The 19319-nt window shown below is 73.8% G+C and carries 11 protein-coding genes; 6 read left to right on the top strand and 5 right to left on the bottom strand.

Annotation, left to right across the window (positions count from 1 at the left end; genetic code table 11):
• Positions 1-357 precede the first annotated feature (357 nt).
• The 3 genes from RM572_RS18570 to RM572_RS18560 form a co-directional block, all read right to left on the bottom strand.
• Complete coding sequence (locus RM572_RS18570; RefSeq protein ID WP_311674481.1) at positions 358-1863, bottom strand: maltokinase N-terminal cap-like domain-containing protein; 1506 nt, start codon at positions 1861-1863, stop codon at positions 358-360.
• Between the two features lie 169 nt (positions 1864-2032).
• Positions 2033-3829: a maltose alpha-D-glucosyltransferase gene (gene treS / locus RM572_RS18565; RefSeq protein WP_311674480.1), complete on the bottom strand. Its 1797-nt coding sequence runs from the start codon at positions 3827-3829 to the stop codon at positions 2033-2035.
• Positions 3826-5880, bottom strand: a complete 2055-nt coding sequence (locus RM572_RS18560; RefSeq protein ID WP_311674479.1) for an alpha-1,4-glucan--maltose-1-phosphate maltosyltransferase — start codon at positions 5878-5880, stop codon at positions 3826-3828. Before RM572_RS18560 ends, treS begins: the two co-directional genes overlap by 4 nt.
• A 602-nt stretch (positions 5881-6482) precedes the next feature.
• Between RM572_RS18560 and RM572_RS18555 the strand changes: the two genes are divergently transcribed.
• Positions 6483-8006 (top strand): alkaline phosphatase D family protein, encoded by a 1524-nt coding sequence (locus tag RM572_RS18555; protein WP_311674478.1) that lies wholly within the window; start codon positions 6483-6485, stop codon positions 8004-8006.
• Positions 8007-8113: 107 nt separating this feature from the next.
• Positions 8114-10690, top strand: coding sequence for an alpha-glucan family phosphorylase (gene glgP / locus RM572_RS18550; RefSeq protein ID WP_311674477.1), 2577 nt, complete (start codon positions 8114-8116; stop codon positions 10688-10690).
• Between the two features lie 18 nt (positions 10691-10708).
• Here the strand turns inward: glgP and RM572_RS18545 are convergent, their stop codons facing one another.
• Positions 10709-11719: a LysR family transcriptional regulator gene (locus RM572_RS18545; RefSeq protein ID WP_311674476.1), complete on the bottom strand. Its 1011-nt coding sequence runs from the start codon at positions 11717-11719 to the stop codon at positions 10709-10711.
• A 229-nt stretch (positions 11720-11948) separates the two neighbouring features.
• On the opposite strand from RM572_RS18545, the gene RM572_RS18540 reads away from it, so the two are divergent.
• From RM572_RS18540 to RM572_RS18525, 4 genes are all read left to right on the top strand, one after another.
• Complete coding sequence (locus RM572_RS18540; RefSeq protein WP_311674475.1) at positions 11949-12965, top strand: isocyanide synthase family protein; 1017 nt, start codon at positions 11949-11951, stop codon at positions 12963-12965.
• Positions 12966-13043: 78 nt separating this feature from the next.
• Complete coding sequence (locus RM572_RS18535; protein ID WP_311674474.1) at positions 13044-13898, top strand: TauD/TfdA dioxygenase family protein; 855 nt, start codon at positions 13044-13046, stop codon at positions 13896-13898.
• A 15-nt stretch (positions 13899-13913) separates the two neighbouring features.
• Positions 13914-15890, top strand: a complete 1977-nt coding sequence (locus RM572_RS18530) for an ArnT family glycosyltransferase (protein ID WP_311674473.1) — start codon at positions 13914-13916, stop codon at positions 15888-15890.
• A complete protein-coding gene (locus RM572_RS18525; RefSeq protein WP_311674472.1) occupies positions 15887-17224 on the top strand; it encodes a glycosyltransferase 87 family protein in 1338 nt (445 codons plus the stop codon). The genes RM572_RS18530 and RM572_RS18525 overlap by 4 nt, the downstream gene beginning before the upstream one ends.
• On the opposite strand, the gene RM572_RS18520 is transcribed toward RM572_RS18525, so the two are convergent.
• On the bottom strand, positions 17221-19119 hold the full coding sequence (locus RM572_RS18520) for a M4 family metallopeptidase (protein WP_311674568.1): 1899 nt from the start codon (positions 19117-19119) through the stop codon (positions 17221-17223). The genes RM572_RS18525 and RM572_RS18520 overlap by 4 nt on opposite strands.
• Positions 19120-19319 lie beyond the last annotated feature (200 nt).

The following is a 19319-nucleotide window of genomic DNA, read 5'->3' as shown; positions in this document are numbered from 1 at the left end:
GAGGCCGGCCTGCCACCGCTGGCCGTGACGTGGGCGGGCTCGCGGCCCGCCCGACGTCGGGCGTCGGCCTCCGTCGCCGGGTCGCCCGCGTCGCCGCCGCGCGGGGGCGGCCCGTGGCGGCCGGGCGTGGTGTCGGCCGGGTCGTCGGGATGGAAGCTCACGGATCGTCCTCCGATACGGGGTGGGTGCTGGTGCGTGCGACGGGAAGCGATGCGGTGGGAACGTCGCCCCAGCGCCCCGCCTGCCGTCCCGCGCTGCCGGGGCGTGCGGGGTCCGGACGCGCCCGGTCCCCGCGTCGGCGCCTCCGGCGCGGTGCCGCCTCGCCACGCACCGGTCCCGCGCCGCGCGGCGGCTCGCTCACCGGTGGTCGGCGGGCGAGGCGGCGAGGCGGCGGACGGCGGACATGGGGACGGGAAGCCAGGCGGGCCGGTGCCGCGCCTCGTACAGCACCTCGTAGACCGCCTTGTCGGTCTCGAAGGCGCGCAGCAGCGCCGCGTCCTCGCGCGGGTCCGTACCGGAGACCGCGGCGTAGCCCTCGCAGTAGGCGGCGCGGTTGGCGGCGGCCCAGTCCTGGGCCCAGCCGTCGTCGCCGCAGCCGGCGCGGGAGCCGCGCGGGTGGCAGGCCGCGTAGTCGAAGGACCGCAGCATTCCGGCGACGTCCCGGACGACGGGCTGCGCGCGCCGCCGCTCAGCGAGGGGGCGGGCGGGCTCGCCCTCGAAGTCGATCAGCGTCCACCGGCCGTCGGCCGGGGTGTGCAGGGCCTGCCCGAGGTGGAGGTCGCCGTGGATGCGCTGGGCGGTCCGGGTCTGGCCGCGGCGGGCCAGGTCGGTGAGGGCGCCGTACGCCTCCCGCAGCCCGTCGCGGTACGGGCGCAGCGCCGGCACGGCGCCGGCCGCGTGGTTCAGTCGTTCCGTCATCGACTCCGCCAGGCGCAGGAGTTGCGGTCGTCGCAGGACCGTGGTGGGCAGGGCCGAGGCCAGCCCCGCGTGCACCTCGGCGGTCGCCCTGCCGAGGCCGTGGGCGGCGCCGGTGAAGTCGGCGCGGGCGGCGAGGGTGCGGAGCGCGAGCTGCCAGCCGTCGCCGCTGCCGGGCAGGAACGGCTGGAGCACGCCCAGCGTCAGACCCGGGCTGCGCCCGGCCTCCGGCTCGGCCTCGAACCAGGCGGTCGGCGCCGGCACCCGGTCGCAGCCGTGGCGGGCGAGCGCGAGCGGCAGCTCCAGGTCGGGGTTCACGCCGTGCCCGACGCGGCGGAACAGCTTGAGGATGTGCGAGGAGCCGTACACGACCGAGGAGTTGGACTGTTCTGCGGCCAGCAGCCGGGCGGGCAGGTCGGCGGGGATCACCGCGCCGGAGGCTCCGTGGGTGAACCGCAGCGGGCCCAGCCGCCCGGGGCTGCGCAGGCGTTCCAGCAGTACGCCGGCGAGGCGGGGGTCGTGCAGCGCCTCGTAGACGGTACGGCCGCGCAGCGGACCGGCCGCGGGGGTGCCGATGTGGGCCGGCGCGAGGTCGGGCGGCAGTACCGCCCGTACGCCGAGGAGAAGTTGGTAGCAGTCGACGGTCCGGTCGGCGGCGGACGGGCCGCTGCGGGTGCGGACCAGCAGGTGCAGCAGGCCGGCGGGTGCAGGATCGATTCCGCCGTCGGCGTTCGGGGCGGTGCCGTCGGGGCCGGGAACGGGCAGGAGTTCCGTGGCCGAGACGAGGGTGAGGTCGCCGAGCGGACGGCCCTTGCCGGCGAACCAGCGCTGCCGTGGCAGCCATTCGGCGAGCAGGGGGGTCAGCGACCGCAGCAGGGCGGTGCCCCGCTCACGCGGCGCGGCCGGGGCGGCCGCGGGGGCGGCGAGAGGTAGGGATCTTTCCGACATGACCGTCCTTTCCCCGGTGCACGAAAGGTACGCCGAGTCTCCCGGATTGCCGTCTGGGCGGTTCGGAGGTGCCGGGCCGTGTCGCGGGTGCGGGTCCGGCAAGCGGGTGAAGCCGGTGGCCCTGCCCGCCCGGCGCGCGGTGGTGCCGGGCGGGCAGGGGGAAGGGGCGTCACGCCGGTGCGGAAGCCCCGTGCGCCCGTGCCTCGGCCTCCCGGTCGGCGCGTGCCGACTTCTCCGCCTGCGTGGGCTGCTCCGCCCCCGCGGCGGCGGGCGCCCGCTTGTGCAGCCGGAACCAGTAGAAGCCGTGCCCGGCCAGCGTCAGCAGGTACGGCCACTCGCCGATCGGCGGGAACTTCACGCCACCGACCAGCTCCACCGGCAGCCGGCCGTTGAACGCCTGGAGGTCCAGTTCGGTGGGCTGTGCGAAGCGGGAGAAGTTGTGCACGCACATCACGAGGTCGTCCTCGTACTCCCGGAGGAAGGCGAGCACGGCCGGGTTGGTGGAGGGCAGTTCGGTGTAGGTGCCGAGGCCGAAGGCCGGGTTCTGCTTGCGGATCTCCACCATCCGCCGCGTCCAGTGCAGCAGTGAGGACGGCGAGCTCATGGCCGCCTCGACGTTGGTGACCTGGTAGCCGTGCACCGGGTCCATGATCGCGGGCAGGAACAGCCGGCCGGGGTCGCAGGACGAGAAGCCCGCGTTGCGGTCCGGGGTCCACTGCATGGGGGTGCGGACGGCGTCGCGGTCGCCGAGCCAGATGTTGTCGCCCATGCCGATCTCGTCGCCGTAGTACAGGATCGGCGAGCCGGGCAGTGACAGCAGCAGGGCGGTGAACAGCTCGATCTGGTTGCGGTCGTTGTCCAGCAGCGGGGCGAGGCGCCGCCGGATGCCGATGTTGGCCCGCATCCGCGGGTCCTTGGCGTACTCGGCGTACATGTAGTCGCGTTCCTCGTCCGTGACCATCTCGAGCGTCAGCTCGTCGTGGTTGCGCAGGAAGACGCCCCACTGGCAGCCGGACGGGATCTGCGGCGTCTTGGCCAGGATCTCGGAGACGGGGTAGCGCGACTCGCGCCGGACCGCCATGAAGATGCGCGGCATGACGGGGAAGTGGAACGCCATGTGGCACTCGTCGCCGCCCTTGGCGTAGTCACCGAAGTAGTCGACGACGTCCTCCGGCCACTGGTTGGCCTCGGCGAGCAGCACGGTGTCCGGGTAGTGCTCGTCGATCTCGGCGCGCACCCGCTTGAGGAAGGCGTGCGAGGCGGGCAGGTTCTCGCAGTTGGTGCCCTCCTCGGCGTACAGGTAGGGCACGGCGTCGAGCCGGAAGCCGTCGATCCCGAGATCCAGCCAGAACCGCAGCGCGGAGATCATCTCCTCCTGCACCTGCGGGTTCTCGTAGTTGAGGTCCGGCTGGTGGGAGAAGAACCGGTGCCAGTAGTACTGCTGGCGCACCGGGTCGAAGGTCCAGTTGGACGCCTCGGTGTCGACGAAGATGATGCGGGCGTCCGCGTACTGCTTGTCGTCGTCGGCCCAGACGTAGTAGTCGCCGTACGGTCCGTCGGGGTCGGTGCGGGAGTGCTGGAACCACGGGTGCTGGTCGCTGGTGTGGTTCATCACCATGTCGATGATGACGCGGATGCCCCGGGCGTGCGCGTTGTCGACGAACTCCACGAAGTCCGCGAGGTCCCCGAACTCCGGCAGGACGGCGGTGTAGTCGGCGACATCGTAGCCGCCGTCCCGCAGCGGGGAGGTGAAGAACGGCGGCAGCCAGATGCAGTCGATGCCGAGCCACTGCAGGTAGTCGAGCTTCGAGGTGAGGCCCTTGAGGTCGCCGACGCCGTCGCCGTTGCTGTCCTGGAAGGAGCGGACGAGGACTTCGTAGAAGACCGCGCGCTTGAACCACTCGGGGTCGCGGTCCTTCGCCGGGGTGTCCTCGAAGGTGTCGGGAACCGGCTCGTTGACGATCATGTGGTGGGTGACCCTCCGGTCGATGGGGACGGTCGCAGCGCGAAGACGTGCGCCGGCGCCGGGTCCTGGCCCGGTTCCAGACGCACGTAGTTCTCGCTGCCCCAGTGGTAGGTCTCTCCGGTGAGCTCGTCGCGCACCGGGAAGGTCGCGGCTCCGTCGCCGACCTGCGCGGACGGGAGGCCGAGAGCCGCCGTGTCCAACGACACCGTCGCCTCGTGGGTGTGGTGCGGATCGAGGTTGACCACGACGAGGACGGTGTCGGCGGGGGCGTTCTCGCGGCCGTGGCGGTGGCCGTGCGGCGAGCCGCCCGCGCGCTTCGAGAACGCGATCACGTGCGGGTTGTCCGTCTCGTGGAAGTGCAGCGAACGCAGCTGCTGGAGCGCCGGGTGGCGGCGGCGCAGCCGGTTGAGGGTGGTGATCAGCGGGGAGATGCTGCGGCCCGACCGCTCGGCGGCGTCCCAGTCGCGCGGGCGCAGCTGGTACTTCTCCGAGTTCAGGTACTCCTCGCTGCCGTCCGCCGCCGGGGCGTTCTCGCACAGCTCGTAGCCGGCGTAGACGCCCCAGGTGGGGGAGAGGGTGGCGGCCAGCACGGCCCGCACCTCGAAGGCGGCGCGGCCGCCGTCCTGGAGGTAGGCGTGCAGGATGTCCGGCGTGTTCACGAAGAAGTTGGGCCGCATGTAGGCGGCCGTCTCGCCGGAGAGTTCGGTGAGGTAGTCCGTCAGCTCCTGCTTGTCGTTGCGCCAGGTGAAGTAGGTGTACGACTGCTGGAAGCCGACCTTCGCCAGCGTCTGCATCATCGCCGGCCGGGTGAACGCCTCGGCCAGGAAGATCACGTCCGGGTCGGTGCGGTTGATGTCGCCGATGACCTTCTCCCAGAACACCACCGGCTTGGTGTGCGGGTTGTCCACCCGGAAGATCCGGACCCCGTGTTCCATCCAGAAGCGGAGCACGCGCAGCGTCTCGCGGACCAGGCCGCGGAAGTCGACGTCGAACGCGAGCGGGTAGATGTCCTGGTACTTCTTCGGCGGGTTCTCGGCGTAGGCGATGGTGCCGTCGCCGCGGTGCCGGAACCACTGCGGGTGCTTGCGCACCCAGGGGTGGTCCGGGGAGCACTGGAGCGCGAAGTCCAGCGCCACCTCCATGCGCAGCTCCCGGGCCCGCTGCAGAAAGTGGTCGAAGTCCGCGAAGGTGCCCAGGTCCGGGTGGAGCGCGTCGTGGCCGCCCTCGGCGGAGCCGATCGCCCAGGGGGAGCCGACGTCGTGTGGCCCGGCGGTCAGCGCGTTGTCCGGGCCCTTGCGGTGCGACCTGCCGATGGGGTGGACCGGCGGCAGGTAGACGACGTCGAAGCCCATGGCGGCGATGGCGGGCAGCCGGTCGGCGGCGGTGCGGAACGTCCCCGTCACGGGCGGCAGTCCGTCCCGCACGACCGCTCCCTCGGAGCGGGGGAACAGCTCGTACCACGAGCCGTACAGCGCCCGCCGCCGCTCCACCTGGAGGGCGTGGGAGAGGGAGGAGGTGACGAGTTCGCGCAGCGGGTGCCGGCCGAGCACGGCCGTCACCTCGGGGGCGAGTGCGGCGGCCAGCCGGGCGGCACCGGACCGTTTGGTGTCCCGCATCGCGTCCACGGCGGCCAGCACCACCGAGCGCCCGTCGTTCTTCGGCACCCCGGACGCCGCCCGCTCGTGCAGCTCCGCGCCCTCGGACAGGGTCAGTTCGACGTCGAGGGCGGCGGGCACCTTCACGCGGGCGTAGCGGCGCCAGGTCTCCACCGGGTCGCTCCACGCCTCGACCATGTACGTCCACCGGCCCTCGGCGTCCGGGGTGACCTCGGCGCCCCACCGGTCGCTGCCGGGGGACAGTTCCCGCATCGGCGTCCACGGCACCTGTCTGCCGGCCGGATCGCGGAGCACGACGTTGGCTCCGACGGCGTCGTGCCCCTCGCGGAAGACCGTGGCGGACACGGTGAACGTCTCGCCCACCACCGCCTTCGCGGGCCGCCGCCCGCCGTCGACGAAGGGCTGGACGTCCAGCACGGGGATGCGACCGATCATGGGCTCACCTGGGAGATGTGCGGGAGGCGGGCGGGCATCTGCTCTTTCTATCCGCTTCGCCCGACCCGCGAAGGTTGCGTGCCTTGCCGTGCGCCACCGCTTCACCCGGTCGAGGTATCCCGCCCTGGCCTGGACGGGTGTACGGCCTCCCGCGGGGGCCGGCGGGGTGTTTGTCGGTGTCGCCGGTCGCCGTCGGTCGCCGCCGGTCGTCGCCGGTCGTCGCCGGTCGTACGACGGAACCGGCGCGGAGGCGGGCGCACCCCTCGGCCGGCACGGGCGCGGTGCCCGGAGTCCGGACACGAGGTGAAACAAACCCCGAAGCGCTCTTCTCTTCATCTCGTCCGGAAATCACCTCTTGCGGCCCGAAGTGCGTAACGCGGGGCGTAAGGCGAACGCAGCCAGGTCGAGGGCGCCCGTTCACGCGTCCGTGGCGGGGGAGTCAGGTGCGCGTGGCCTGATGGCGCGGGCTCCGCCGCGCACCGGGTGGCGGTCCGTCCGACCCCACAACCGAAGGGCTGCGCATGTCTGTCACCGGCTCGGCTTCGTCGTCACGGTCCGCCTCCGGACCGGCCCGGACCCTCCCCGCGGTCACCCGGCGGAACATGCTGACGGCCGGCGCCGTCGGCGCGGGCGTCCTCGCCGCCTCCGCCCTCGGCACCTCCACCGCGTGGGCCGCCGCTCCCGCCGCGGAGCGCCGCATACGCGACCCGTTCACGCTCGGCGTCGCCTCCGGGGAACCGCATCCGGACAGTGTCGTGCTGTGGACGCGCCTCGCCCCGGACCCGCTCGCCGCCGACGGCCTCGGCGGCATGCCCGACCGGCCCGTCCCGGTCCTCTGGCAGGTGGCCGAGGACGAGCGGTTCCGCCGCATCGTCAGAGTCGGCGTGGAGCTGGCCCGTTCCTCCTCCGGCCACGCGGTGCACGTCGAGGTCGGCGGACTGCGCCCGGGCCGGGAGTACTTCTACCGCTTCCGCGCCGGACTCGAAGTCAGCCCCGTCGGACGCACCCGCACCGCTCCCGGGCGCGGACAGCGCGTGGACCGTTTCCGCTTCGCGTTCACCAGCTGCCAGAACTACCCCGACGGCTACTACACCGCCCACGCCCACCTCGCCGAGGAGGACCTGGACCTGGTCGCGTTCCTCGGCGACTACATCTACGAGGGCCCGGCCCAGGGCACCCTCGGCCGCGGTCACGTCCCCGCAGGCGAGACCTGGTCGCTGGCCGAGTACCGGATACGCCACGCCCAGTACAAGACCGACACCGACCTCCAGGCCTCGCACGCCGCGCACCCGTGGATGGCCGTCTTCGACGACCACGAGGTGGAGAACAACTGGGCCGGCGACGACCCCGACCCGGACACCGACCCCGAGGAGTTCCTGCGCCGCCGCGCCCGCGCCTTCCAGGCGTACTACGAGCACATGCCACTGCGCCGCGCCCAGCGCCCGTACGGTCCGGACGTGCAGATGTTCCGCCGGATGCAGTTCGGCGACCTGATGGACTTCCACCTGCTGGACACCCGCCAGTACCGCGACGACCAGGTCGAGGACGTCGACCGCACGGACCCCTCCCGCTCCCTCCTCGGGGCCCGCCAGCGGGGCTGGCTGCTGGACAACCTGGCCGGCCGCACGGCCCGCTGGAACGTCCTCGCCCAGCAGGTCTTCTTCTCCCAGCGCGACTTCGCCTCCGGCTCCGCCACCGACTTCAGCAACGACGCCTGGGACAACTACTTCGCCGAACGCGAGGCCGTCCGCGACCACTTCACCGCCGCCGGCACCTCCAACCCGGTGATCATCACCGGCGACGTGCACGCCAACTACGTCAACGACGTCAAGGCGGACTTCGACGACCCGGCCTCCGCCACCGTCGCCACCGAACTCGTCGGCACCTCCATCACCAGCGGCGGCGACGGCTCCGAGCAGGGCCCGAACGACCCGATCCAGCTCGCCGAGAACCCGCACATCAAGTTCCTCAACCGCAACCGCGGCTACGTCCGGAACACCGTCACCCCCACCGAGTGGACGGCCGAGAACCGCGTCGTCGACTACGTCTCCCGGCCGGGCGCACCCGTGCGCACCCGCGCCCGCTGGGTCGTCGAGAACGGCCGCCCCGGCGCCCAGCCGGCCTGACCCCGCACGGCGGCCCGCCCGGCGCGGGGCGGGCCGCCGCGCAGCATCACTCGAACGGCCCGCTGCGGTCCGGGGAACGCCGCCGCCCGCCCGGTACCGTCGCCCCCGTGAAGGCAATCCGTCGCTTTTCGGTACGTCCCGTCCTCCCCGAGCCGCTCGCTCCGCTGCACGACCTCGCCCGCAACCTGCGCTGGTCCTGGCACGCGGAGACCCGTGCGCTGTTCCGGGCCGCCGCCCCGGACAGCTGGGAGGCCGCGGGAGGCGACCCGGTGCGCCTGCTGGCGGCCGTGCCCGCCGCGCGGCTGCAGGAACTGGCCGCCGACCGGGGTTTCCTGCGCCGGCTGGCCGTCGCCGCCGGGGACCTGCACGACTACCTCACCGAACCCCGCTGGTACCAGCGGGCCGGCGACGAGCTGCCCCGCGCCGTCGCCTACTTCTCGCCCGAGTTCGGCATCACCAGCGCCCTGCCGCAGTACTCCGGCGGCCTCGGCATTCTCGCCGGCGACCACCTGAAGGCGGCCAGCGACCTCGGCCTGCCGCTGATCGGCGTGGGGCTGCTCTACCGGCACGGCTACTTCCGGCAGTCCCTGTCCCGCGACGGCTGGCAGCAGGAGCACTACCCGGTGCTCGACCCCGACGAGCTGCCCCTGGAACTGCTGCGCGAGGAGGACGGTACGGCGGTCCGCGTGGCGCTCGCGCTGCCCGGCGGGAGGTCCCTGCACGCGTACGTCCGGCTGGCGCGCGTCGGCCGGGTGCCGCTGCTGCTGCTCGACTCCGACGTGGAGGAGAACGGTGCCGCCGAACGCGAGGTCACCGACCGGCTCTACGGCGGCGGCAGCGAACACCGGCTGCTCCAGGAGATGCTGCTCGGCATCGGCGGGGTGCGTGCCGTGCGCGCGTACTGCCGGCTCACCGGCCACCCGGCGCCCGAGGTGTTCCACACCAACGAGGGCCATGCCGGCTTCCTCGGTCTGGAACGCATCCGCGAACTCGCGCACGAGGGCGCCGCCTTCGACGCCGCGCTGGAGACGGTGCGGGCGGGCACCGTCTTCACCACCCACACGCCCGTCCCGGCGGGCATCGACCGCTTCGACCGCGACCTGGTCGCCCGCCACTTCGGCGACGACGGCGAACTTCCCGGCATCGACGCGCAGGCGGTGCTCGCCCTCGGCCGGGAGACCTACGACGGCGGCGACCCCACGCTGTTCAACATGGCCGTGATGGGTCTGCGTCTCGCCCAGCGCGCCAACGGCGTGTCCACCCTGCACGGGCGCGTCAGCCGGGAGATGTTCGCCGGCCTCTGGCCCGGCTTCGACCCGGCGGAGGTGCCCATCACCTCCGTCACCAACGGCGTCCACGCCCCCACCTGGACCGCCCCGGAGGTGCCGCGCGACGCACACCGGCTCACGGACGCCGAGCTGTGGGAACTGCGCCGCACCCTGCGCGAGCAGCTCGTGCACGAGGTGCGCGCCCGGCTGCACGCCTCCTGCCGTCAGCGCGGCGCCGCCCGCGCCGAACTGGGCTGGATCGACGGCGTGCTCGACCCGGACGTGCTCACCATCGGCTTCGCCCGCCGCGTCCCCTCCTACAAGCGGCTCACCCTCATGCTGCGCGACCCCGACCGGCTCACCGAACTCCTGCTGCACCCCACCCGTCCCGTCCAGATCGTCGTCGCGGGCAAGGCGCACCCCGCGGACGACGGCGGGAAGCGGCTCATCCAGGAGCTGGTCCGCTTCGCCGACGACCCGGCGGTACGGCACCGCGTCGTCTTCCTGCCCGACTACGGCATGGCCATGGCGCGCAAGCTCTACCACGGCTGCGACGTGTGGCTGAACAACCCGCTGCGCCCGCTGGAGGCGTGCGGCACCTCCGGCATGAAGGCGGCGCTGAACGGCTGCCTCAACCTCTCGGTGCTGGACGGCTGGTGGGACGAGTGGTTCGAGCCGGACTTCGGCTGGGCGGTGCCCACCGCCGACGGCCAGGCCGCCGCGGACCAGACCCGGCGGGACGACATCGAGGCCGCCGCGCTCTACCGCCTCGTCCAGGACCAGGTCGCGCCGTGCTTCTACGACCGGGGCGTCAGCGGCGGCGAACTGCCCGAGCGGTGGATCGAGAGGGTGCGGCAGACGCTGCGCCGCCTCGCGCCGAAGGTCCCGGCCGACCGCATGGTCCGCGAGTACGTGGAACGGCTCTACGCACCGGCCGCGCGCGCCCACCGGGCCCTGGACCGCGCCGCCGCCGGACGGCTGGCCGCGTGGAAGTCCCGGGTGCGGGAGGAGTGGCCGCGGGTCGCCGTGGACCGGGTCGAGCACGCCGGTGCCGGGGCGGAGGGCGCCTCGCTGGAGCTGGGCAGCTCGCTGACGGTGCGGGTGCGGGTGGCCCTGGGGGCGCTGACGCCGGACGAGGTCGAGGTGCAGGCCGTCGCCGGCCGGGTGGACGAGTCGGACGCCCTCGCCGGTGCGGACGCCGTACGGGTGGCGCTCAAGCCGGGCACCGGCCCGGACCTGGAGGGCCGGTGGCTGTACGAGGGGCCGCTGGCGCTGGACCGCACCGGGTCGTTCGGCTACACGGTGCGGGTCCTGCCCGCGCACCCGTTGCTGTCCGCCCCGGCCGAACTCGGCCTGACCGCCGCCCCGCCGGACGAGGCAGGGGCCGGCGGAGCGGGAGGCGTCCTCCTGCGGTGACCCCGCGACGGTACGCGGTCAGTGCCGGAAGCGGCCCGTCGCCGGCTCCTCGGCCGGTCCCCGGACGGACAGGGCGCTCCGCAGCCCCTTCGCGCCGTCGAACCCGGGATGGTCGTCCAGCCAGGCCAGATACGCCGGGCTGCGGGCCACCGCGGCGACGTAGGCGTCGTCCACGAAGGACACCATCTGCCGCACCAGGTCGGCCGGCTGACGGCCGGCGAGCCAGATCAGGGTGTGGCGGACGGTCACCGGGCACCCCGCGAGCGGCCGTACGGCGATGCCCGTGGTCGCCCGGAACGTGGCCTGGCCGATGCCCACGCACCCGCCCTCGCCGATGAGGTCGCGCGCGCCGCTGGCGTCGGTCTCGTGCACGACCCGCGGGGTGAAGCCGGCCCGCGCCGACATCGCCGCCACGCAGGCGCGCAGCCCGTTGTCCGGCAGCGGCGGCATCACCCACGCGGCAGCGGCCAGCGCCGACGGTTCGACCTCGGCCGGTTCCGCCAGCGGACCCCGCGCGGGCACCAGCGCGAACGCCGGCTCCACCGCGACGACGTGCCGCCGCAGCTCCGCGCCCAGCCGCAGTGGATGCTCGGGATGGTCCAGGATGCTCGCGAACTCCAGGTGGCCCTGCGCGACCAGGTCCGCCAGCAGGCGGGCGGAGGACTCGGTGCGTAAGGTGACCCGGTCCCCGTGACAGGCGCTCAGATGCTGCAGCGGGCCGGCCATCAGCGGCCCCGGCACCGAGCCGTACCGGAGCATCCGCTCCACGCCCTCGGCGGTGTACCGCGCCGTCTCGTGCTCCAGCTCCTCCATCGCGGGAAGCACCTGACGGGCCTTCGACAGCACGAGCTCGCCCAGCGGGGTGGGCACCGCGCCCTGCCGGTCGCGCAGGAAGAGCCGCCCGCCGAGTCTGTTCTCCAGCCGCTGCAACTGGCCGGTCAGGGAGGGCTGGGAGACACCCAACGAGGCGGCGGCCCTGGTGAGACTGCCCGCCTCGGCGATCGCCCGTATCGCCTGGAGATGACGCATCTCGAGGACCATAGGGCGACACTATGAACCTCTCGGATTAGCGGCAAGACCGCCTCCGGCGCGACAGTGAGGACGCGTCGGCCCGGTCGGCGACCGCGCGACCGCCGCCCCCTGACGGCTGCGCCGGCGGTCCGGCGCGCGGCGCACGCTCAGGGGCCCGCCGGGCGACGCAGCCCCCGCGCGGCGGGCCCTCCCCCACGAGCCACCAGCCCCGAGGGAGCCCGTTCCGGTGAACTCCGAAGAGATCTCCGCAAGGATTCTGCGCATCGTCCTCCGCCATCGCCGTGGCGCCCCGGAACCCGGCTGCGACGCCGAGACCTGCCCCCGGTGCGTGCCCGCCCATCTGCCCGCGGTCCGGGCGAGCGTCCGCGCGGGCGTGCCGGTCGAGTGCGTGCTGCCGGGCTTCCCCTGCAAGTCCCCCAACCCGGCCAAGGTGCTGGGAACTCTCCCGGACCGCGCCGAGGAGGTCGCGCTCGACTTCCTCGCCGGGCTGTGCCGTCAGGTGCGGGAGGTGTACCCGCCGGGCATGCGGCTGGTGATCTGTTCGGACGGACGGGTCTTCAGCGACCTGATAGGCGTGCACGACGAGGTGGTGACGGCCTACCAGGACGAGATCCGGCGCATGCTGGCCCGGCGCCGCCCCGCGCCCCTCTCCCTCTTCAGCATCGACGACGTGCCGGGCATGGACGGCTGCTCCTACGACGCGATGCGGCGCGCTCTGGACGAGACCTACGGCGAACGCCCGGAGCGCATCCGGGAGGAGGTCCGCGCCGGCGGCGAGGCGCTGGACCTCTACCGCGCCCTCACCCGGTTCCTCCTCGAGGACTCCTTCACCCCGGGAGTGTCCCGGACGCGCAGCGCCCTGCAGCGCGAGGCCCGGCGCCGGGCGTACGGCGTCATCGCGCGCAGCCGCGCGTGGGGCGGCCTGGTCGCCGAGCACTTCCCGCGCGCCGTGCGGCTCTCCATCCACCCGCAGCGCTGCGGTTCCGCGAAGTTCGGCATCCGCCTCACGCCGGAGGACGACGGCTGGCTCACGCCCTGGCACGCCGTCGCGGTGGAGTCCGACGACGGGTACGTGCTGCGCCGCCGCGCCGACACCGAACGGGCCGGGGCCCGCCTGGTGCACCGCGAAGGACGGCCCAGCCACTTCGTCCGCGCCCTGCCGGACACGCCCCCGTCCGCCACGTGCGGCCCGGAGACGCTGCACGGCCCGTCGCCGCTGACCCGCGCACCCGGCGCGGCCTGACGCCTCCCGCGCGCCTCCTTCCGGAGGCGCCGGTCCCGGAGCCCGACCCGACTCATCCCCGCCCCACAGGAGTTCGCCATGCCCGCAACCCCCGCCCTGGACGGACTGCCCGCCGCCGCGCCCGCCGAGCCGTTCGGCCTGCGCATCGACGCACCCTCCGGCGACGACCGCCTCACCGGCCTGCCCGTGCCCGCCCTCCGCGAGGCGGTGCGCGCGCACCGGCTGGTGCTGCTGCGCGGCTTCCACGCCCCGGACGAGCCGGAGGAACTCGCCCGCTGGTGCCGTACCTGGGGGGAGGTGATGACCTGGCCGTTCGGCGACGTGCTGGAGCTGCGGGAGGCGGAGGAACCCACCGACCACATCTTCGACAGCAGCAGCGTCCCGCTGCACTGGGACGGCATGTACAAGCCGCTCATCCCCGAGTTGCAGGTCTTCCACTGCGTCCGCGCACCGGGCGGGAGCGACGGGGGCCGCACCGTCTTCTGCGACACCGTGTCCCTGCTGGAACACTGCCCACCCGAGGTGCTGGCGCTGTGGCGGAGGGTCACCGTCACCTACCGCATCCGCAGCGTCGTCCACTACGGCGGCCGGGCCTCCTCCCCACTGATCGTGCCGCACCCGCGCAGCGGCGTGCCCACCCTGCGCTTCAACGAGCCGCCGCCGCAGGACGAACCGGACTTCCTCAACCGTCCCGCCCACGCCTTCGACGGCGTCGGCGACGAGGACGTCCCCGCGCTCCTGGCAGGACTGCGCGACACCCTGCACGACCCGCGCTTCCTCCTCGCGCACACCTGGCACAGCGGCGACGTGCTGATCGCGGACAACTACGCGCTGCTGCACGGCAGGGAGCGCTTCACCAGCCGTGCCCCCCGCCACCTGCGCCGCGTCCACCTGCTGGGCGACCCGGCGTTCGCCAACCCGGCTGTGGCCTGAGGCCGGGGACGAAACATGCTGCACACCTCGGAACGCACCACACCCGCGCCGGCGCCCGGCCGCGCGGGGCGGCCGGGCCCGTGGGTGAGCGGGGCGGGGGCCGCGGTCGGCGGTGCCACCCTGCTCACCTTCCTGCTGGCCTTCCTGGCCCACGCCGCGGTCGAACCGCACTACTACTACACGGCGGCCGTCCGCTCGATGAGCACCGACTGGCACGCCTTCTGGTTCGGAGCCCTGGACCCGGCGGGCACCCTGACCGTCGACAAGGCGCCCGGAGCGCTGTGGCTCCAGGCCCTGTCCGTGCGGCTGTTCGGCTTCCACGACGGGGCGCTGCTGCTGCCGCAGGCGCTGGCCGCCGCCGCGACGGTGCCCGTGCTGGCCTCGGCGGTGCGCCGCTGGAAGGGGGACACCGCCGGCGTGGTCGCCGCGTTCGCCTTCGCGCTGACCCCGGTCACCGTCGTCCTGGCCCGGGTGAACATCCCCGACACCCTGCTCGTGCTGTTCCTGGTGTGCGCCGCGCGCGCCGGTCACCTGGCGACCGCGGGCGGCCGCCCGCGCCGGCTGCTGGTCGCCGCCGCATGGGTCGGGGCGGCGTTCCACGTCAAGATGGGCCAGGCCTACCTGGTGCTCCCCGCCCTGCTGCTCACCCACCTCTGCGCCGCACCGGGCGCGCTCGCCTCGCGCGTGCGGCAGGTGGCGGCGGCAGTGGGGGTGACGATCGCGGCGAGTGCCGTGTGGCCGCTGCTCGTCGCGCTCACGCCCGCGGGACGGCGTCCGTACGTGGACGGCTCCACCCACGACGCGGTGGGCGAGATGCTGCTGCACTACAACGGGCTGAGCCGGCTCGGCCACGCCGATCCCGTCGCCGCACAGGTGACCGGCTTCCTCGCCGACTTCGGCGGCCCGCCCGGCCCGGGACGCCTGGTCGGCTCCGCGCTCGGGCCGGAGATCGGCTGGCTGCTGCCCTTCGCCCTGTTCTCCCTCGCCGCCGGACTGCTGGCCTCGCGGGGCGCCGCGCGCACCGATCCGGTACGGGCCGGGTGGTTGTTGTGGGGCGGCTGGCTGCTCGTGCACGGCGTGGTGTTCAGCGCGGCCGCGGCGGTGCACACCTACTACACCGCCGCGCTGGCCCCGGCGCTCGCGGCGCTCTGCGCGGGCGGCGCGGTCGGTGCGGTCCGCGCCTGCCGCGACGGCGCGTTCACCGCCCGGTGGTGGGCGGCCGCCCTCGCGGGGAGCGCCGTGTGGGCGGCGGTGCTCGCCCTGCGCGCCGACGGCCGGTGGTGGCACGCGGCGGCAGCCGTCCTGGCCTGCGGGTGCGCCTGCGCGCTGGTGGCCGCCGCGCGTTCCCGGCAGGCCGAACGCACCGCCGCACCCGCCCGGACGTCCGCGCGGGTGGTGAGCGGGCTGGTCGCGGCCGCCCTGCTGCTCGGCCCCGGTGCGTGGACGGTGTCGGCGTCGTCCCGGCCCCTGGAGGGGCTGACCACTGTCAACCCCGACACGGTGCCCGGCGACGGTCTCCCGCCCGGAGCCATGGCCTCGCTGCACGGCTTCCCGCCCGGCGTACGCCTGCCCCCGGAGGCCGGGGACATGAACATGCTCGAACCCGCGCCCGGCGTACGCGCCTTCGTCACCGCGCGGTACGACGGCGAGACCTACCACCTGGCCGTACCGACCGCGAACACCGCGTCCCCGTACCTGCGTGCCGGCCTGAGCGTGCTGCCGATGGGCGGGTTCACCGGCGCGGCTCCGGTCCCGGCCCTCGCGCGCCTCGACGCGCTCACCTCCTCCGGCGAACTGCGCTACGTGATGACCGGCGGCTTCCACGGCGCGATGGGCGGGCCCGCCGCCGCGGAACGTGCGCGCTGGGTCGCCGACCACTGCACGCCCGTACCGCCACGGCTGTACCGGACACCGGGCAGGCCGTCCGGCCCGCCGGGCCACCCCGAGACGTTGTTCGACTGTGCACCGCGACCCCAGGGAGGAACCGGATGAGCCGACACCCCGACACCGCCGGAGCGGGCGGAGGCCCGGCACTCGACACGGTGCTCTCCCGCCGGCCGGCCCTGGTGGCCGGGCTGTCGGCGGCGCTGTTCGTCGTACTCGCCTGGCTGCACTGGCGGGAGACCGGGTACGTGGTCATGAGCGGCTTCTTCGACCTGTCGGTCTACCGGGCCGGAGCGCAGGCGCTGCTGGACGGCGTGCCGCTGTACCAGGGAGGTCTGGGACCGGACGGGACCTGGTCCTTCACCTACCCGCCCTTCGCGGCGCTGCTCTTCCTGCCACTGGCCGTCGTACCGGTCGCGGTGGCGCAGGCGCTGGTGTTCCCCGCCGGTGTCGTCCTGCTCGCCGCCTCGGTGCACCTGACGCTGCGCCACGCGGGCGGGCCGCTCGCACCGGGCGGGCGCCGCACCGCAGGCGGCGCGGGGCTCGTCGTGGCGTTCACCGCGCTGCTGCTGTGGCTGGAACCGGTGTCCTGGACGCTCTACCTCGGCCAGGTCAACCTGCTGCTCATGCTGCTCGTGCTCGCCGACCTCGCGGGCGGCGGGGCCGGCCCGGGGGAGCGCGACGGGCGGTGGCGGCGCAGGCTGCGCGGCGTGGGGGTCGGGGTCGCGACCGGGATCAAGCTCACGCCCGCGCTGTTCATCGTCCACCTGCTGCTCACCCGCCGGTACCGGGAGGCGGCCACCGCGACCGGGACCGCCGCGGTCACCGCGCTGATCGGCCTGGCCGCCGCGCCGGGCGACAGCCTGGACTACTGGGGCGGCACGTTCCTGCGGTCGGAGCGGCTCGGCGAGGTCGCGAGTCCGATGAACCAGTCGATGAACGGTCTGCTCGCCCGCGCCACGGGCATCGCGGACCCGCCCCTCGTGCTGTGGCTGGCGGTCGCGGTGCCGACGGCGGTGCTGGGCCTGGGCCTTGCGGCGCTCGTGCACCGGCGCGGTCTGCCGCTGCTCGGCGTCCTGCTGTGCGGGCTGACCACGGCGGCGGTGTCGCCGGTGTCGTGGAGTCACCACTGGGTCTGGTTCGCCCCGCTGGCCGTCTACACGGTCGTGCGGCTGCGCCCCGCTGCCCGCGGCCGCGTCGCGCTCGCCCTGGGCTGCGCGTTCCTCCTGGTGTTCGCCTGGCCGCTGCACTTCCTGACCGGGCACCGGATGGACGCTCCGCCGCTGGGGCTCGTGGCACTCCCGCCCCGGTACGGGCTGGAGGTGCTCTACGGCAACCTCTACCTGCTGCTGTTCGCCGCCGTCCTGGCGGCCACCGCGGCATCTCTGCGTGCGGCGCCGGCCAGGACGGCGGCAGGTTCCCACAGCGGGACGAAGACCTAGAAGGTCAGCTTCCAGCTGTCGATGTAGCCGGTGTCGAAGCTCCAGACGTCCTGGACGCGGAGCTTCCAGGTGCCGTCGGCGGCCTCGGAGGAGGCGTTGACGGTGTACGTCTGGTTGATGTTGTCACCGGAGTCCCAGCCGGAGTTCTTCAGCCGGTAGGCGGTGCCGTCGGGGGCCACCAGGTCGATCACCAGGTCGCCGCGGTAGGTGTGCTTGATGTCGACGGCCACCTTCAGGTCGCTCGGGGCGTTGCCGCCGACCTCGGTGACGTCGATCGGCGAGGTGACGGCGGCGCCGCCGTCCGGGATCGCCACGTCGTCGGTGTTCTCGAACTCGCCCTCGCCGCCCGGGTCACCGGGGTCGCCGGGACGGTCCCCGACGTTCACCGCGGCCCAGGCGTGCGCCACGGCCAGCTGCTCGGGGCTGTCGGCGCCGTACAGCTCGCCGGCGGCCTGCAGGGTGTGCGTGCGGGCCTGCGCGAAGGTCTCGTTCGGGAGCATCTTCTCGGCCAGGGCCTTGAACCAGATCTGCTCGGCCTTGCCGATGCCGATGCCGGTGACGGCCTCGTCGTCGTACGTCGGGCTGTTGTACGTGACGCCGTTGATGGTCTTCTCGCCGCTGCCCTCGGACAGCAGGTAGAAGAAGTGGTTGGCGATGCCGGAGCTGTAGTGGACGTCCACGTCGCCGGCGCCGGAGGACCAGTAGTCGAGGCTGCTGCCGTCCTTGCTCGGCTGGTCCATGTAGCGCAGCGGGGTGCCGTTGCCGCGGATGTCGATCTTCTCGCCGACCAGGTAGTCGGCGACGTCCTCCGAGTTGTTCGCGTGGAACTCCACGGCGGCCGCGAAGATGTCGGAGGTGGCCTCGTTCAGGCCGCCGGACTCGTCGCTGTAGACGAGGCCCGCGGTGTGCGAGGTGACGCCGTGCGACATCTCGTGCGCGGCGACGTCGATGGAGGTCAGCGGCTTCTGGTTGCCCGCGCCGTCGCCGTAGGTCATGCAGAAGCAGGAGTCCTGCCAGAAGGCGTTGGAGTAGGCGTTGCCGTAGTGGACGCGGCTGGTGGCGCCGACGCCGTCACCGCGGATGCCGTCCCGGCCGTGCACCTGCTGGAAGTAGTCCCAGGTCAGTGCCGCTCCGTAGTGGGCGTCGACGGCGGCGGTCTGGGTGTTGGACGGCGAGCCGTTGCCCCAGACGTCGTCGGCGTCGGTGAAGACCTGGTTCCCGTTGTCGGAGTCCAGTGTCCTGTGGCCGCCGCGCTGGGCGTCGTTCAGCTGGTAGTTGCCGCTGGAGCCGGTGGTGCCGATCTCGACCTGGCCGGCGTACATGCTGTTGCCGGCGCCGTTGTGCACGGCCTGCCACTCGTACAGCTTCTCGCCGGTCTTCGCGTCGGTGACGACGTGGAGTTCGCTGGGTGTGCCGTCCTCCTGCACACCGCCGACGACCTTCTCCCAGGCCAGCGTCGGCGTGCCGTCGGCTGCCCAGATCACCTTGCGCGGCGCCTTGCTGCCCTTGGCGTCGGGCTTGGCCGGCTTGTGCTTCGCGGCGGCCTTGGTGGTGGGCACCTGGATGCGCGCGGTGGTGGCCTTGTCGACCCCGTCGACGGAACCGTCGGGGGTGCGGTGCACGATGATCTGACCGCCCAGGACGGGCAGACCGGCGTACGTGCGCTCGTACCGGGTGTGGGTCGAGCCGTCGCGGTTCTTCACGACGTCCTTGACCCGCAGTTCGGTCTTCGAGCCGAGCCCGAGCGCGTCGGCGGTGGCCGCCTCGCGGTCCTCCGCCGCGGATATCAGACCGGCGCGTTCGGCCGCGCTGATGTTCGCCGGGAGGGCGCCGGGGTCCAGCCGGCCGCCCTCGGGGGCTGCGGTGGCGGTGGCCTGCATGCCGACCGCGACCATGGCGGCCGTGGCCACGAGGGCTGCTGCGGTGCGGGTGCGTCTGCCGACGCGGTGTGGGGATGGGGTTCTCACGCGGTGACTCCTACTCTGCTGGGGCCGCTCGGGTGGTGCGGCCTCGGTGGGGTGCAGAACGTGTGCAGCTGAGTGACGCGTGTGGGGGGAACCGGTGTGGCGGCGCACTGTGGGTGGTGGGTCATGGG

The sequence above is a fragment of the Streptomyces hazeniae genome (genome assembly GCF_031845485.1).
Lineage (GTDB): Bacteria > Actinomycetota > Actinomycetes > Streptomycetales > Streptomycetaceae > Streptomyces > Streptomyces hazeniae.
The sequence above is the reverse complement of the archived record's forward strand: the minus strand, read 5'-3'. Positions and strand labels throughout refer to the sequence as shown.